General features: G+C 60.0%; 13 protein-coding genes. 6 read left to right on the plus strand and 7 right to left on the minus strand.

All coding sequences use genetic code 11. The features are described from left to right. Positions 1 to 75: 75 nt before the first annotated feature. The 6 genes from ACO08A_RS24700 to hflX all read left to right on the plus strand — a co-directional run bounded on the left by ACO08A_RS24700 (position 76) and on the right by hflX (position 7,949). Entirely contained in the window at positions 76 to 2,340 is a 2,265-nt protein-coding gene (locus tag ACO08A_RS24700) for an ATP-binding protein (protein WP_422038516.1), read from the plus strand. Continuing rightward, a complete protein-coding gene (locus tag ACO08A_RS24705) occupies positions 2,330 to 3,697 on the plus strand; it encodes a sigma-54-dependent transcriptional regulator (protein ID WP_422038517.1) in 1,368 nt (455 codons plus the stop codon). The genes ACO08A_RS24700 and ACO08A_RS24705 overlap by 11 nt, the downstream gene beginning before the upstream one ends. A gap of 48 nt (positions 3,698 to 3,745) precedes the next feature. Beyond that, positions 3,746 to 5,122 carry a Trk system potassium transporter TrkA gene (gene trkA, locus ACO08A_RS24710; protein WP_421983115.1) on the plus strand — a complete coding sequence of 459 codons (1,377 nt, stop codon included), beginning with the start codon at positions 3,746 to 3,748 and terminating at the stop codon, positions 5,120 to 5,122. A 102-nt stretch (positions 5,123 to 5,224) separates the two neighbouring features. Continuing rightward, the gene (locus ACO08A_RS24715) at positions 5,225 to 6,088 is read left to right on the plus strand and encodes a D-amino-acid transaminase (RefSeq protein WP_422038518.1); all 864 of its coding nucleotides are present in this window, start codon (positions 5,225 to 5,227) and stop codon (positions 6,086 to 6,088) included. Positions 6,089 to 6,278: 190 nt separating this feature from the next. Beyond that, positions 6,279 to 6,536 carry an RNA chaperone Hfq gene (gene hfq, locus ACO08A_RS24720; protein ID WP_172670818.1) on the plus strand — a complete coding sequence of 86 codons (258 nt, stop codon included), beginning with the start codon at positions 6,279 to 6,281 and terminating at the stop codon, positions 6,534 to 6,536. A gap of 120 nt (positions 6,537 to 6,656) precedes the next feature. Next, positions 6,657 to 7,949: a GTPase HflX gene (gene hflX / locus ACO08A_RS24725; RefSeq protein WP_422041804.1), complete on the plus strand. Its 1,293-nt coding sequence runs from the start codon at positions 6,657 to 6,659 to the stop codon at positions 7,947 to 7,949. Between the two features lie 9 nt (positions 7,950 to 7,958). Here hflX and ACO08A_RS24730 read toward each other — a convergent pair whose 3' ends face one another. From ACO08A_RS24730 to hydA, 7 genes are all read right to left on the minus strand, one after another. Continuing rightward, positions 7,959 to 9,245, minus strand: coding sequence for an MFS transporter (locus ACO08A_RS24730; protein ID WP_422038519.1), 1,287 nt, complete (start codon positions 9,243 to 9,245; stop codon positions 7,959 to 7,961). A 303-nt stretch (positions 9,246 to 9,548) separates the two neighbouring features. Continuing rightward, positions 9,549 to 10,388: a nucleoside triphosphate pyrophosphohydrolase gene (gene mazG / locus ACO08A_RS24735; protein WP_422038520.1), complete on the minus strand. Its 840-nt coding sequence runs from the start codon at positions 10,386 to 10,388 to the stop codon at positions 9,549 to 9,551. A gap of 77 nt (positions 10,389 to 10,465) precedes the next feature. Further along, positions 10,466 to 11,611: an ABC transporter permease gene (locus ACO08A_RS24740; protein WP_422038521.1), complete on the minus strand. Its 1,146-nt coding sequence runs from the start codon at positions 11,609 to 11,611 to the stop codon at positions 10,466 to 10,468. After that, positions 11,608 to 12,534, minus strand: coding sequence for an ABC transporter permease (locus tag ACO08A_RS24745; RefSeq protein ID WP_422038522.1), 927 nt, complete (start codon positions 12,532 to 12,534; stop codon positions 11,608 to 11,610). The genes ACO08A_RS24740 and ACO08A_RS24745 overlap by 4 nt, the downstream gene beginning before the upstream one ends. Continuing rightward, complete coding sequence (locus ACO08A_RS24750; protein ID WP_422038523.1) at positions 12,531 to 13,010, minus strand: GNAT family N-acetyltransferase; 480 nt, start codon at positions 13,008 to 13,010, stop codon at positions 12,531 to 12,533. The genes ACO08A_RS24745 and ACO08A_RS24750 overlap by 4 nt, the downstream gene beginning before the upstream one ends. Further along, complete coding sequence (locus tag ACO08A_RS24755) at positions 13,000 to 13,791, minus strand: ABC transporter ATP-binding protein (RefSeq protein WP_422041805.1); 792 nt, start codon at positions 13,789 to 13,791, stop codon at positions 13,000 to 13,002. The genes ACO08A_RS24750 and ACO08A_RS24755 overlap by 11 nt, the downstream gene beginning before the upstream one ends. 296 nt (positions 13,792 to 14,087) lie before the next feature. After that, positions 14,088 to 15,545, minus strand: coding sequence for a dihydropyrimidinase (gene hydA, locus ACO08A_RS24760; protein WP_421983109.1), 1,458 nt, complete (start codon positions 15,543 to 15,545; stop codon positions 14,088 to 14,090). Between the last annotated feature and the right edge of the window lie 155 nt (positions 15,546 to 15,700).

Here is a 15,700-nt window from a genome sequence, read left to right on the forward strand (position 1 = left end):
ATTGTGTGATAAGTTTGCAGCGAATGTTTTGGCAAGCCGCAATTATTCAGTGGTTTGCAGTGTTTTAGAGGCTGCATGATACTGGAGACAGTTCAGCAATCCGTCGTGCAATCCAGCGCTTCGGGCAAGCTTTGGCGGCGTGCCGGGCTTGCCGTCATGGTGGTTGCGCTGATCTCGATTGCGATCACGTTCGTCATTCTCATGGGTTTGACATCCGTCGATCCCACCCGAGAGGTCATCATGACGGCGATGGCCATCAACGGTGCGTTGGCGGCCGTTCTGCTGGGTGTGGTCTCCGTTGAAATCTACAAGCTCTGGCAAGCGCGCCGGCGTGGTCGGGCCGCTGCGCGACTGCATGTCCGCGTCGTTGCCCTGTTTAGCCTCGTTGCCGCCGTTCCGGCCGTCATGATGGCAATTCTGGCGGCCGTAACGCTCGACCGGGGGCTGGATCGATGGTTCGAGGACCGCACCAGGCAGATCATCGACAATGCCCTGACCGTTGCGCAGGCCTATCTTCAGGAACATGCGCGCGTCCTCAGGGGCGACCTGATTGCCATGACGAAAGACATCGACCGGGCAAAGGCGATCTATGAGTTCGAGCCGACACGGTTCGACCAGTTCTTTGCGACTCAGGTATCGCTTCGCGGTATTCTCGGCGCCATGATCCTCGATGAGAACGGCGACGTGGTCACGCGGGTCATTCTCGATCCGAACGCGCAGATACCGCTTCCGCCCGCGGACAGTTTCTTCAAGGCCCAGTCGGGCGATCCCATCCTGATCGCACCTGGGAGTTCGAATCTCGTCGGCGGCGTGATGAAGCTCTCGGCATACGACAATTTCTACCTCTATGCCGTTCGTGTCATCGATCCGCGAGTGGTCGAGTACCTGCGCCTGGCGGAAACCGGCGCGTCGCAGTACCAGCAGATGGAAAACAGCCGTTTTGGCGTCCAGGTTGCGTTCGCGCTGGTCTATCTCGGGGTTGCGCTCATCCTGCTGTTGTCGGCGATCTGGATCGGCTTCGGTTTCGCAAACCGACTTGTTTCTCCGATCCGGGTGCTGATATCGGCCGCCGACGAGGTGTCTAAGGGGAACCTTGCGGTCAAGGTGCAGACGGAGAAATCCGGAGGTGACCTGACCAATCTCGGACTGACCTTCAACAAGATGACCGGACAGCTTCTCGGCCAGCGGGACGCCCTGCTTGCCGCCAACGAGCAGATCGACCGACGGCGCAGGTTCAACGAGGCGGTCCTGTCCGGGGTGTCGACCGGGGTGATCGGTGTTGATGACGAAGCGTCGATCATGCTGATCAACCGCTCCGCGCTCGAACTGCTGCAGCTCGATGAGGTTCAGATCCTCAACAGGCCGCTGACGGAGGTCGTGCCGGAGCTTGCCGAATGCATAGACGGCGCTCTTGAAAACAGTACGGAAAAACTGCCTGAAACGCAGATCGAGGTGACGCGGAACGGACGGCTGCGGACGCTGAACGTGCGCATAACCAGCGAGCAGTCGACACGGCGCGAGCACGGCTTCGTGGTGACGCTGGATGACATCACCGATCTCGTTTCGGCGCAGCGGAATTCCGCCTGGGCCGATGTCGCGCGCCGGATCGCCCACGAGATCAAAAACCCGCTGACCCCTATCCAGCTGTCAGCGGAACGCATTCGCCGCCGCTACGGCAAGCGCATCGAAGAAGACCGGGAGGTCTTCGACCAGTGCATCGACACCATTGTCCGGCAGGTGGGCGATATAGGGCAGATGGTCGATGAATTCTCCTCCTTTGCCCGGATGCGCAAGCCCAACAAGATCAGCTCCGATCTGCGCGAGGCGGTGAGGGATGCAGCCTTCATGCAATCGGTTGCCAATCCGGAGATTTCGGTCACCGCCGACGTTCCCGAGACGGCGGTGACCGCCGTCTTCGATCCGCGGCTCGTCGGACAGGCTTTCACGAACGTGGTCAAGAATGCGACCGAGGCTGTTGCCGCCCGGACGGGCGACGACTTGCCGAAAGGTCAGGTTCTTGTCCGTCTGCGTGGAGAATCCGACGAAATGCCGGGACGGATCGTCGTCGACGTGATCGACAACGGTGTCGGGCTGCCTGAGGAAAACCGCAGCCGATTGCTGGAACCTTACATGACGACGCGGGAGAAGGGCACGGGCCTGGGTCTGGCGATTGTCCGGAAGATTATGGAAGACCACGGCGGGGGCGTCGAATTGCTGGACGCCCCGAAATCAACCCCTGATGCAACAGGCACTCTGGTGCGGCTCACTCTGGCAGCTTCTGCCGAGGCCGAGGCGGAGAGCGATGAACAAGAGCAAGCAGTGACAGCTCATGGCGCATGATATTCTAGTTGTAGATGACGAAACCGATATCCGGGAGATGATTGCAGGCATCCTGGACGACGATGGCTACGGGACACGGACGGCACATGATTCCGACAGTGCGCTCGCGGCCGTCAAGGAGCGCAAGCCGTCCCTTGTGATCCTGGACATCTGGCTGCAGGGGAGCCGGCTGGACGGCCTGGCGCTCCTGGACGTTCTGAAGGACACGGACCCCGACCTGCCGGTGGTCATCATCTCCGGTCACGGCAATATCGAAACGGCCGTGTCCGCGATCAAGCGCGGAGCCTATGACTACATCGAAAAACCGTTCAAGGCCGACCGGCTCGTTCATATCGTGGAAAGGGCGCTTGAGGCGTCCAGCCTGAAGCGCGAGATCCGGGATCTCAAGCAACGCAGCGGCGAGACCAGCGAAATCATCGGCGGGTCCTCGGCCGCGCACAACCTTCGGCAGACCATCCAGAAGATTTCCGGAACGAACAGCCGGATCCTGATCGTCGGCCCGTCCGGTGCCGGCAAGGAACGGGCGGCGCGGATGATCCACGACCAGTCTCCCCGAATGAAGAGTCCCTTCGTCGTCCTGAATGCCGCCACCATCACGCCTGCGCGCATGGAGGAGGAGCTGTTCGGCATTGAGGATGAAAACGGCAACCTGAGGAAAATCGGCGCACTGGAGGAAGCGCACGGGGGCACGCTCTATCTCGACGAAGTCGCGGACATGCCGGCCGAAACGCAGGGAAAGATCCTCAGGGTGCTCGTCGAGCAGAGTTTTGCGCGGGTCGGCGGGACCCAGAAAGTCCAGGTCGACATCCGGATCCTGTCATCCACGTCCAAGAACCTCGAGGAACACATTGCCTCGGGTCTCTTCCGCCAGGATCTCTATCACCGGCTCAGCGTCGTGCCGCTCAGGGTGCCGGGACTTGCGGAACGGCGCGAGGACATACCGGTGCTGGTGCATCATTTCATGGAACAGATTTCGGCAGCATCTGGAATTCCGCTCCGCCCGATCGGGGACGATGCGATGGCAGTGCTGCAAACCCATGACTGGCCCGGAAACGTTCGGCAGTTGCGCAACAATGTCGAGCGGCTGATGATCCTGAGCCGGGGTGAGCCCGACAGCACGATTACCGCGGACCTGCTGCCGGCGGAAATCGGGGAGACACTCCCGAACCTGCCGACGTCCGGAACGGGCGAGCATCTGATGTCGGTGCCTCTGCGCGAAGCACGCGAGATCTTCGAACGTGAATACCTGCAGGCCCAGATAAAGCGATTTGACGGCAACATCTCGAGAACGGCAGAATTCGTCGGAATGGAACGGTCCGCCTTGCACCGCAAACTGAAAACACTTGGAATGACCTGAAAACGGTAACGTTCATCAACGAAAAGCGAATCGGGAAAGAGTCTTTCCATGAAAATCGTCATTTGTGGCGCCGGTCAGGTCGGATACGGGATCGCAGAGCGTCTTGCCGCGGAGCAGAACGACGTTTCGGTCATCGATTCTTCACCGCAGCTGATCAACGCGATCGGGGATCATCTCGATGTGCGCGGCTTTGTCGGCCATGGTGCGCATCCGGACGTTCTGGCGCAGGCGGGCGCCGAGGAAGCCGACATGATCGTCGCGGTGACACTCTACGACGAAGTGAACATGGTTGCCTGCCAGGTTGCGCATTCCCTTTTCAACGTCCCGACGAAGGTCGCGCGTATCCGTGCGCAATCCTACCTGCAGGGCCGCTGGCGCAATCTGTTCTCGCGCGACAACATGCCAATCGACGTGATCATCTCGCCGGAGATCGAGGTCGGCGAAATGGTGCTCCGGCGCCTTGCCTTGCCCGGTGCCGTCGAAACCGTCCGTTTCGCGGACGATCATGTGGTTGTCGTCGGCATCATGTGCGAAGAGGACTGTCCGGTGGTCGACACGCCGCTGAGGCAGCTGACGGAACTGTTCCCGGACCTCGGGGCCGTCGTCGTCGGGCTTTACCGGAACAACCGTCTGTTCGTGCCCAAGAGCAGCGACAGCATTCTGACCGGCGACCTTGCCTATGTCGTGGCGCGGCGCGACCAGGTCCGCAGGACATTGAGCATCTTCGGACACGAGGAGCCGGAGGCGGCCAAGGTGGTGATCGCCGGCGGCGGCAATATCGGGCTTTATGTCGCCAAGGCGCTCGAGCAACGTCAGAGCGGAACGAAGATCAAGCTGATCGAGGCGTCCCGCGAGCGAGCCATGTCGGTTGCCGACGAACTCAAGCGATCGGTCATCCTGCACGGCAGTGCGCTCGATCAGATCATCCTGAACGAGGCCGATGCGGGCGATGCCGACACGATGGTCGCCCTCACCAACGAGGACGAGGTCAATATCCTATCGTCCGTGATGGCCAAGAAGCTCGGATGCCGGCGCTCGCTGTCGCTTCTGAACAACCCGAGTTATCCGGCCTTTGCCAATGCGCTGGGGATCGACGCGTTCATCAATCCGCGGGCCGTCACGATTTCCAGAATACTCCAGCATGTGCGCCGTGGCCGGATACGCGGCGTTCATTCGCTGCAAAACGGTGCAGCGGAAATCGTGGAGGCCGAGGCCCTCGATACATCTCCGCTGGTCGGCAAGCCGCTCCGCGTCATCGATCTGCCCTCCGGAATTCGCGTCGGAGCCGTTTTCAGGGGCGGCGAGGTTCTCACACCGAACGGGGAACTTCAGATCCAGGCGCAGGACCGTATCGTCATCTTCGCGGTTGCCAATCGTGTCCGGCAAGTCGAACAGATGTTCCGCGTGAGCCTCGATTTCTTTTAGGCGAATTGCCGCTAATCTGAGCTTGCAATTATCTGACCGAACGTTCAAAAACGTGCGAAAGGCCGTTTGGCTGGATATGTTTTTGCTTGTTTTGGAGTGTTCATGAGCCGGATTGCTTATGTCAACGGTCAGTACGTTCGTCATGGCGACGCAGCGGTGCATGTGGAAGACCGCGGCTATCAGTTTGCAGACGGTGTGTACGAGGTATGTGAAGTCTGGCACGGCAAGATTGTCGACATGCCGAGACACCTCGACCGGTTGAGCCGATCCTTGAGCGAACTTCAGATCGACTGGCCGATGAGCCGGAGCGCGGTTGAATTCGTGCTGCGCCAGGTGGTCCGCAGAAATCTCGTGAAGAACGGGCTGGTCTATATCCAGGTCACGCGCGGCGTGGCCAAACGGGATCATTTTTTCCCGCCTGAGAATGTCGCTCCGTCGATCGTCGTGACCGCCAAGTCAACCAGTCCGGCCGCTGCCGAAGCACAGGCAGAAAAGGGCATCTCCGTTGTCAGTTATCCGGAGAACCGCTGGCCACGCGTCGATATCAAGACCGTTGCGCTGCTGCCCAACGTGCTGGCGAAACAGCACGCCAAGGAAAACGGCGGCAAGGAGGCCTGGTACATCGACGGCGACGGCAATGTCACGGAAGGCGGTTCCACCAATGCCTGGATCGTGACAAAGGACGGGGCGCTGGTGACGCGACCGGCCGAGAACGGAATTCTCCGCGGGATCACGCGGGCGGTGGTGCTTGACCTTGTCGAAAGGGAAGGGCTGACGTTCGAAGAACGGCCTTTCAGTCTCGAAGAGGCCTTTGAGGCCAAGGAAGCATTTGTTACCGCTGCGTCAACGCTTGTGATGCCTGTGACACGTGTCGATGGCAGAATTGTCGGTAATGGTCATCCGGGTTCTGTTGCATTGCGATTGCGTGAACTGTTCCATACTGCTACTGATTTGCAGACGGCATGACTCAATTGGTCTTGTCTAGGTGTATAAATACGACGTAAAAGGGGCTGAGGCAGACAGCTCTTTGAGTGGGCGAAACAAAACGCGGGCAGAACTTCAAACCTTAACGTTTGAAATTCAATAGCTTTTGACGGTAAGCTGCCGACAAAGCCGGATGCTCGGCCGCATCCGGGGGTAAAACAGGATAAAAACACTGATGGCTGAGCGCGCACAAAATCTCCAAGACACTTTCCTCAACCACGTTCGCAAACAAAAAACTCCCCTGACAATTTTTCTCATCAACGGTGTGAAATTGCAGGGTGTCGTAACCTGGTTCGACAATTTTTGCGTCCTGTTGCGCCGCGACGGGCACTCCCAGCTCGTCTATAAACACGCGATTTCCACAATTATGCCAAACGGCCCTGTTCAACTGTTCGATCAGGCTGAGGAAAACGCTGAAAAGGCTGGCTGATTGAAACCTAAGTCTCGCGCAGACGATTTTTCGAAATCAAACGGACCCGAAGAACCGGGACACAAAACGCTCAGAATAAAAGACACTGGGGTGGATCGCCTGCCTCAGCCCTTCCGTGCGATGATTATCGAGCCGGTGCTGCAACTTCGCGGCGAGGCCGGACAGCAGGATCTGCGCGGCAATCGAAGCCCCGAGGCGCGCCTGGACGAGGCGATCGGGCTGAGCGCGGCGATCAACCTCCAGATCATTCACTCCGGCGTCGTCAAGGTGAACAATCCCAAGCCCGGGACCCTTTTTGGCGAGGGCAAGGTCTCCGAACTGGCCGGAGTGGTCGCAAGCGAAGACCTGGATCTCGTTGTCATAGACCATCCCCTGTCGCCCGTTCAGCAGCGAAACCTCGAGCGGCGGCTCAAAACCAAGGTCATCGACAGGACCGGCCTGATCCTCGAAATTTTCGGCGATCGGGCCCGCACCAAGGAAGGCCGCCTGCAGGTCGATCTGGCGCACCTGACCTGGCAGAAGAGCCGCCTTGTGAGGTCCTGGACGCACCTTGAGCGGCAAAGGGGCGGTGCCGGCTTTATGGGCGGTCCGGGCGAGACCCAGATCGAGGCCGACCGCAGGCAGATCCAGGACCGCATCATCGCGCTGCAGAAGCAACTGGAGAGCGTTCGCCGTACGCGAAACCTGCATCGGAAGAAGCGCAAGAAGATCCCGCAGCCGGTCGTGGCGCTGGTCGGCTATACCAATGCCGGCAAGTCGACGCTTTTCAACCGGCTGACCGAGGCAGATGTCTTCGCCAAGGACCTGCTTTTTGCCACGCTCGACCCCACGCTCCGCAAGGTGACCCTTCCACACGGCAAGGAGGTCATTCTCTCCGACACGGTGGGGTTCATTTCGGACCTGCCAACGCATCTGGTTGCAGCATTCCGGGCGACGCTCGAGGAGGTCCTCGAGGCGGACCTGATCCTGCACGTGCGCGACATTTCCCATCCGGACAGCGATGCACAGGCAGAGGACGTCAAGAAAACGCTCGATGAGCTGGGTGTGGATGCGTTGACCGGAGCGCCTGTCATCGAAGTCTGGAACAAGATCGACTGCCTGGACGCGGCGTACCGTGAAAAACTGCTTTCTGAAGCCGGAGAGGACGGGCCTGTCGCCGTCTCCGCGCTGACCGGTGCCGGTGTCGAGCAGCTCTCATCCCGGATCGATCAGTTCATCGCCCAGCATGATGACATTCTGAGCGTTCGTCTCCCAGTTGCAGAGGGCGCGCTCCTGGCGAAGCTCTACCAGATGTCCGAGGTTCTCAACCGTGTCGACAGCGAGGAAGCGGTGACCGCTGAGGTCCGTGTGTCCGACAAGCAGCGGGGCCCGTTCCGCGATCTGTTTGCCGCGTATGTCGAGGCAGACGGCTGACGCGAACTATCAGGCGTCGGCGGAGCCGGAGGCATGGCTGGTATTGCCCGATCGCGTCAGAAAGTAACTGAAAACCGCAGCACCGAAACTTGCCAGGGTTATGAACAGGATGGCCCATGCCGTTTCGTGCAAATGGGCGACGGCAGCCAGTGTCGCCGAAAGACAGATCATTGCAACACGCACAAACGATCTCGCAACGGCGATACCGTTCACGCGCTGTTCCTTGGGCGCGATGTCCATGTAGTAAAGGCTGAGAACGGCACCGATACCCCTGACCGCGACGCTTACGGTGAATATTGCCATCGCATGTATCCTGACATCGTGATCAATATCCAGAAAGTGCAGGGTGGCGAGGGTGGCGCCGGACATGCCGACCAGAACGGCACAGGAAAACATGACGAGCCGGTGCGATATGTTGTTCAGGGTTCCCCAGAGCGGGCCGGCAACGATATAGCCCAGCGCATAGGAAATGATGAGCGCGGTCAGCCCCTTGTTTGAGGCATGATGCGCTTCCGCGGATATCAGGGAAAAGAAGGGAACGGCCAGGATGACACTGGCGAAAACGATCCTCAATGTCACGAACTTGCGGAACCAGTCGAATTCCAGCATCTGGACGGCATTCGAGACATAGGCCATCAGGGCTTTGTAGGGGGACGTTCTGGCCTGTTCCGGAAGCGCTGATTTTTCGGCGAAGTCCCTGACAGCCAGAACGGCGAAGGCCGACAGGGCGAAGCACAGGACGCCGATCGCAACGATGATCGAGTGCCGGTGCAATGGCGGCAATTCGAGCGTCATTTCGTGCGCGAACCAAGTCAGCGCCACGGCAAATATGCCCCCAAGCGCCATCTGGGCGTATTTCAGTTTCAATCGCGCGTGAGATTTCAGATTGTCGCTGATGAAGTCCGTCAGCAAAAGTTGCTGGAATTCGTCGACGATGCCCATGACGAACACGCAAATGACGAATACGACCATCGCCTGGGACCTGTCGCCGAACAGCACGACGACGATGGTCGCGCCGAAACAGAGTGCCAGCGTCAGATCGGTCAGGGACAGTGCCCGCTTCCGGTTTTGAATTCTGGTTATGGCATTGAACAGGAAAATGTCCGTCAGCGAACTCGCCAGCTGCCGTATCGAAACCAGGGCACCAATCAGGAAGATCGGCATGTCCAAGGATACTGCCAGAAACGTGAGCACGATGGACGGGCTCGCCATCATCCAGGCGGCTGTCGCAAGCGTGCTCTGCCCGGTCAGGAGCGGGAGATTTCGGTCATGCGTGGTGTCGGCGTCGCGCGTCATCGTGTTGCCAGGGGTCGCTTCTGGTGTGATCCGGTTCCCATTCTTGCGTCAGGAACCGTTACTTCGAGGCTAAGAACTCTTCTTGGTGAATTTCATGGGTTTGTGGTGAAATTGGTTCGCCGTAAAACAAAAAACAGAGATCGCGCATTGCAGCCCCTGGGCGGTGTTCGCTTGTTTTTCCAGGATGTTGCGGACAGTGAGTGTAAGTTCAATGGGACAGCTGCGCTGCAACCAATGTTGCAGCGAGCCGACGGCTCGGAAACAGAGGCGGCGGAAAAGTTACCGTGTTTCAGGTATCTGCTTCTACCGCCCGTCTGCATCCCCTGATTGTTTTGCCGCCTGCCAGGCTGCTTCCATTTCATCGAGGGGCATTGCCAGGAGCGTGGTGCCGTTCCTGTCGGCGTGCTCTTCGATTGCCGCGAACCGGGTCCGGAATTTCCGGTTGGTCCGCCGCAAGGCCTCTTCCGGATCAATATCGAGATGCCTTGCGAGATTGGCGAGGGCGAAAAGCGTGTCTCCGAGTTCATCGGTGATGCGCGCCTTGTCCGGCGTACTCCGGGACAGTTCCTCGTCGAGCTCGTGGGTTTCCTCGCGGATCTTGTCGAGAACGAGACGCGCATCGTTCCAGTCGAAGCCGACTTTCGACGCCTTGCGCTGCAATTTGTCCGCTTCCTGCAACGCGGGAAAGGCGGTCGGTACCTCGTCCAGGAACCGACTTTTGTCTTCGCTTAGGCCGTGCGCCTGCCTTTCCGCGAGTTTCTCGGCTTTTTCCTCGGCCTTGATCCGTTCCCATATCCCCTTGACGTGATCCGCCTTTTCGCCGTTCTCATCGCCGAAAACATGCGGATGGCGCCGGATCATTTTCTTGGTGACGCCCTCGACGACGTCTCCGAAATCGAAGTGGTCTTCTTCCTCGGCCATGCGGGCGTGGTAGACGACCTGGAGAAGCAGGTCGCCCAGTTCCTCGCGCAGGTCCAGCATGTCGTTCTTGGCGATCGCATCGGCAACTTCATAAGCCTCTTCGAGCGTATAGGGCGCGATCGTCTCGAAGGACTGTTCCAGATCCCAAGGGCAGCCGGTTATGGGAGTCCGCAGCGCGGCCATGATCTCGATGAGGCGGGCAATATCACGGCTGGGTGTCATGAGGGCGCTTTTCCCGTTTGCTTGTCATTCCGGTCAAAGCCTTTTGGCATATCCGGAATGACAAGTGGAGTGGCAAACTAACCCCGTATCGACGGGTGCCAGAAGGTGACGGCCCGTTCCAGAAGAGCGATGACGCCGTAGAAGAGCGAGCCAGCCAGGGCGGCAATCGCGATCTCCGCCCAGACCATGTCCACGTTCATGCGTCCAACCTCCGTAGATATCCGGAAACCCATGCCGACAATCGGCGTGCCGAAGAATTCGGCGACGATGGCCCCGATCAGGGCGAGGGTGGAATTGATCTTCAGGGCGTTGAAGATGAAAGGCATGGCCATCGGCAGGCGCAGCTTGAAAAGGGTCTGCCAGTAGTTCGAGGCGTATGTCCGCATGAGATCGCGCTGCATCGCATCGGAGGCGGCCAGTCCAGAGACCGTGTTCACCAGCATCGGGAAGAAGGTCATGATCACGACAACGGCGGCCTTGGAGGGCCAGTCGAAGCCGAACCACATCACCATGATCGGGGCGACACCGATGATCGGAAGGGCCGAGACGAGATTGCCGATGGGAAGCAGGCCGCGGCGCAGGAACGGCACGCGATCCACGAGAATGGCGATCAGGAACGCGGAACCGCAGCCCATGGCATAGCCGGCCAGAACCGCCTTCAGGAAAGTCTGCTGAAAGTCCGCCCAGAGGATCGGCACAGACGTCGCCAGACGCACCCAGATTTCGGACGGGGCAGGGAGCAGCACTTTCGGAACGCCCGCGCCTGTGACGATGACTTCCCATAGGAGCAGGATGGCCATGCCGAAGAGCGCCGGAATGGCGAGATTGACGAGCCGGGCAGCAAGAGGTGAGGCGGTTTTCCAGATGGCCAGTCTTTCGACAAAAAGCCAGGACGCCGCCCAGGTGGCCGCCGTCAGTGCCCAGAAACCGAGCGCTGCCTCGCCTTCGTGGTTGGACGCCACGCTGATGAGCAACCAGGCGGCGATCGCGGTCACGAGCCCGAGGATCAGATCGCCGATCCGGTTGCGCATGAAGCCGAGTTCGTAGCGGACGGCGGCGATGCCGAGGATCACCAGGCAGATCGACAGACGCGGAACGTCCATCACCCCGAGGTCCGGTTCGAAGATGCGGCTGAAGAGGCCCACGACCACCATCGCGACGATGAACCAAGCGAGGATGGCGGGCATGTCGAAACGCCGTTTCGTGACTTTTGCCGGTGTCATCGCGCCATCCCCATCCGTTTCAGCGTGACTTTTTCCATGATGCCGATCAGCGCCACCAGCGAACCGGCCAGGAACGCCGCGACGATCAATGCCGACCAGATCTGGATCGTCTGGCCATAGTAGGAGCCCGCCAGCAGGCGCGCGCCCAGGCCGGCGACGGCGCCGGTCGGCAACTCGCCGACAATGGCACCGACGAGCGAGGCCGCCATGCCGATCTTCATGGAGGTGAAGAGAAAGGGCACCGCGTAGGGCAGGCGCAGTTTCCAGAAAGCCTGGATCCGCGTCGCAGAATAGGTGTGCATCAGGTCCATGTGGATGACTTCCGGCGATCTCAGCCCCTTCACCATGCCGACGGTGACCGGGAAGAACGACAGGTAGGTGGAGATCATCGCTTTGGGCAAAAGCCCGGAAATGCCAATGGCGTTGAGGACCACGATGATCATCGGGGCAATCGCCAGGATCGGGATCGTCTGGGAGGAGATGATCCAGGGCATCAGCGACTTGTCGAGAACGCGGGAATGCACGATGCCGACGGCAAGCAGTATGCCCAGCGTCGTACCGATCAGGAAACCGAGCAGGGTCGAGGAGAGGGTGATGCTGCTGTGATAGACCAGCGAGCGCTTGGAGGTGATCTTCTTTTCGACCGTGGTGTTCCAGATCTCGATGACGACCTGGTGCGGTGCCGGCAGAACAGGCCGCTCCTGGGCCCAGGTATCGGCGATGAGCTGGCTGAACTGGACATGTTCCTGCCCGGCGCGCTCGTACATTTCCTGCTGGAACGGCGTGTTGAGCGCGGCTGCGGCGATGTACCAGATCGCCAGGATCGCGAGAACGACCACCGTCACCGGTCCGATCGTGCCGGACATGAGCCCGGCAAACGGGCTGTGATTGGTGCGGGGCGAGGCGAGGGCGGTGTCACTCATGCGGCCGCTCCTTCCGGTTGCCAGCGATAGAGAATGTCCGGCAGGTTTTCCTCGTTGTCGCCGTCTGTCCGGCGTTCCTCGGAAAAGCCTTCGCGCTCATAGAACTTCCGGGCACCGGTGTTGGCCACGAAGGTCCAGAGGCTGAGGCCGGACGGATACGCCTGTTTGATCTGGTTCAGCATCTGACGGCCAAGGCCTTTTCGTCGGGCGTCCTGTGCCAGGTAAAATCCGGTGACGACGGCATCGGAGCTTGTCGCAGCAAAGCCCTGAACGTCACTGTCATTGCGCTCCGCAACCAGGACGTCGCGGTTTTTGTGAACGAAGTCAGTATGATACCGAACAACGTCCTGATGAGAGTGGACGCGTGGCATCCAGGGTGTTTCATCGATCCAGTCGTTCAGGATCGTGCCGCACCTTGTCATGTCGCTGCGGGTTGCACTGCGGATCTTGAAAATGTTCCCCGGTTCAATCCTCATAGGAGTGCCCCGCACGCAAGCCGTCGCGGACGCGGTGCGCAATCTTCAGGAATTCCGGGGATTCGCGGATGTCGAGGTTCCTGTCACGCGGCAGGTCGCTCTCGATGACATCGTAGATGCGGCCCGGGCGCGGGCAGAGCACGACGATCTTGGTGGAGAGAAACACGGCTTCCGGAATGGAGTGGGTGACAAAGACAACCGTCTTGTTGGTCTTGGACCAGAGCTGAAGCAATTGTTCGTTGAGATGATCGCGGACGATCTCGTCCAGCGCGCCGAAGGGCTCGTCCATCAGGAGAAGATCCGGCTCAACCGCCAGGGCGCGGGCGATGGACGCGCGCTGCTGCATGCCGCCGGAGAGCTGCCAGGGGTACTTCTGCTCGAAACCGGAGAGGTTGACCAGGTCCATGTTCCGCGCGATCCGTTCCTGCTGCTCGGCCCTGGACAGCCCCATGATTTCCAGCGGCAGGGCGACGTTCTTGGCAATCGAGCGCCAGGGATAGAGGGCGGCCGCCTGGAAGACATAGCCATAGGCCCGGTTGAGGCGCGCCTCCTGCGGGGACACGCCATTGACGGTGATCGTGCCTGCCGTGGGCTGTTCCAGATCGGCAATGACGCGCAGGAGCGTCGTCTTTCCGCAGCCGGACGGGCCGATAAAGGACACGAAGTCGCCTTCGTCGATCTTCAGATCGATGTCGGATAGCGCATGAACGGGACCGTCATTCGTCTGGAAGGTGAGCGACAGCTTGTCGATGTCGATAACCCGCTTGGCCTGTTCCTTCATTGCATCGTCCAGTCCGTCTTCGATTTCAGCGGCAGTCAACATTCTCTTTTCCGTTTTTCTTTTTCCAGCACATGCCCTGCAGTTTCGGCGTTCATGGCAAGTATTCAGCGCAACGGGTTCGCCCCAAGTCACCTCTCCCGTTGGGAGAGGTCGGACCGCAGGTCCGGGTGAGGGGACAAATCTGTCCGCATTCCGCTGCACCCGACCCCCTCACCCCGGCCCTCTCCCGACGGGAGAGGGGGCAATTTGTGCCTTCTGCGAGGTCGCTCATTGGCAATCGCGGAGGACTTCCGCCATCAAACGCCGCTGGCGGGAATGCCGGTGCGCTCCACCTTGCGCGGCGCGGTCAGCTCCTTCCAGGTGCTGAGCGCCTTGTTGACGGCGTGGAACGGTTCGCGCGCCACGAACTCGCCGTGGCCCTGCTTGTGGTTGACCGTGCCGTCTTCTACGGCGACGCGGCCCCGGGTGAGCGTGTAGCGCGGCAGGCCCTTGACCTTCTTGCCTTCGAAGACGTTGTAATCGATCGCCGACTGCTGGTTGCCCGCGGTGATGGTCTTTTCCTTTTCCGGGTCCCAGACCACCAGATCGGCATCGGCGCCAACAAAAACAGCGCCTTTTTTCGGGTAGATGTTGAGGATCTTTGCAATATTGGTTGAAGTGACCGCGACGAATTCATTCGGTGTCAGGCGGCCGGTGTTGACGCCGTAGGTCCACAGCATCGGCAATCTGTCCTCAAGACCGCCGGTACCGTTCGGGATCTTGGTGAAATCGCCGACGCCGGTGCGCTTCTGTTCGGTGGTGAAGGCGCAGTGGTCGGTGGCAACGACCTGGAGCGAGCCCGCGGCGAGACCCGCCCAGAGCGAATCCTGATGCTTCTTGTCCCGGAAAGGAGGCGACATCACACGGCGTGCCGAGTGATCCCAGTCGTGATGGTAATACTCGCTGTCGTCCAGTGTCAGGTGCTGGATGAGCGGCTCGCCATAGGCTCGGATGCCGTTCTGGCGCGCACGGCGGATCGCCTCGTGAGCCTGCTCGGAGGAGGTGTGCACGATATAGACCGGGACGCCGGCCATGTCGGCGATCATGATCGCGCGGTTGGTGGCTTCGCCTTCCACTTCCGGCGGACGGGAATGGGCATGGCCCTCCGGTCCGTTGTGGCCTTCTGCCAGCAGCTTCTGCTGCAGGCTGGCGACGACATCGCCGTTTTCGGCGTGGACGAGGGGCAGGGCGCCGAGTTCGGCGCAGCGCTGGAACGAGGCGTACATCTCGTCGTCGTTCACCATCAGGGCGCCCTTGTAGGCCATGAAGTGCTTGAAGGTGTTGATGCCCTTTTTCTGGACGACTTCCTGCATGTCATTGAAGACCTGCTCGCCCCACCAGGTGATCGCCATGTGGAAGGAATAGTCGCAATGGGCCATTGTCGACTTGTTGTCCCACATCTGCAGCGCTTCCAGCAGCGACTGGCCGGGCGAGGGCAGAGCGAAGTCGACAACCATGGTCGTGCCGCCGGCAAGCGCCGCGCGGGTGCCGCTGTCGAAATTGTCGGAAGAGAATGTGCCCATGAAAGGCATTTCGAGGTGCGTGTGCGGATCGATGCCGCCTGGCATGATGTAGCAACCGGTCGCGTCGAGTGTCTCGTCACCCGAGAGATTCGGGCCGATCTCGACGATCTTGCCACCCTCGATCTTCACATCGGCTTCATAGGACAGGTCGGCGGTGACAACCGTGCCGCCCTTGATCACTTTGCTCGCCATCATCGTTCCCCTTTGCTCTACCGCGTTCTGTCGCATTTCAGGTCCCGATCCGGGTTCGGGACAATCCTCTGGCCTATCGCCAAGGTCCCGGCTCAGGGCCGGGACGGCAACTCTTTTGTCCGTTTTGCCAGCTCTATGCAGGCCTCCAACGTTCC

The organism is Roseibium sp. (assembly GCF_965232425.1).
Taxonomy (GTDB): Bacteria; Pseudomonadota; Alphaproteobacteria; order Rhizobiales; family Stappiaceae; genus Roseibium.

What these genes read in the sequence shown, in the direction of transcription:
- mazG (WP_422038520.1), bottom strand. Translation starts at nt 10,388, where the DNA reads ATGACACCCAGCCGTGATATTGCCCGCCTCATCGAGATCATGGCCGCG.
- ACO08A_RS24740 (WP_422038521.1), bottom strand. Translation starts at nt 11,611, where the DNA reads ATGACACCGGCAAAAGTCACGAAACGGCGTTTCGACATGCCCGCCATC.
- ACO08A_RS24755 (WP_422041805.1), bottom strand. Translation starts at nt 13,791, where the DNA reads ATGAAGGAACAGGCCAAGCGGGTTATCGACATCGACAAGCTGTCGCTC.
- hydA (WP_421983109.1), bottom strand. Translation starts at nt 15,545, where the DNA reads ATGGCGAGCAAAGTGATCAAGGGCGGCACGGTTGTCACCGCCGACCTG.
- ACO08A_RS24715 (WP_422038518.1), top strand. Translation starts at nt 5,225, where the DNA reads ATGAGCCGGATTGCTTATGTCAACGGTCAGTACGTTCGTCATGGCGAC.
- ACO08A_RS24730 (WP_422038519.1), bottom strand. Translation starts at nt 9,245, where the DNA reads ATGACGCGCGACGCCGACACCACGCATGACCGAAATCTCCCGCTCCTG.
- ACO08A_RS24750 (WP_422038523.1), bottom strand. Translation starts at nt 13,010, where the DNA reads ATGAGGATTGAACCGGGGAACATTTTCAAGATCCGCAGTGCAACCCGC.
- ACO08A_RS24705 (WP_422038517.1), top strand. Translation starts at nt 2,330, where the DNA reads ATGGCGCATGATATTCTAGTTGTAGATGACGAAACCGATATCCGGGAG.
- trkA (WP_421983115.1), top strand. Translation starts at nt 3,746, where the DNA reads ATGAAAATCGTCATTTGTGGCGCCGGTCAGGTCGGATACGGGATCGCA.
- hflX (WP_422041804.1), top strand. Translation starts at nt 6,657, where the DNA reads ATGATTATCGAGCCGGTGCTGCAACTTCGCGGCGAGGCCGGACAGCAG.
- ACO08A_RS24700 (WP_422038516.1), top strand. Translation starts at nt 76, where the DNA reads ATGATACTGGAGACAGTTCAGCAATCCGTCGTGCAATCCAGCGCTTCG.
- ACO08A_RS24745 (WP_422038522.1), bottom strand. Translation starts at nt 12,534, where the DNA reads ATGAGTGACACCGCCCTCGCCTCGCCCCGCACCAATCACAGCCCGTTT.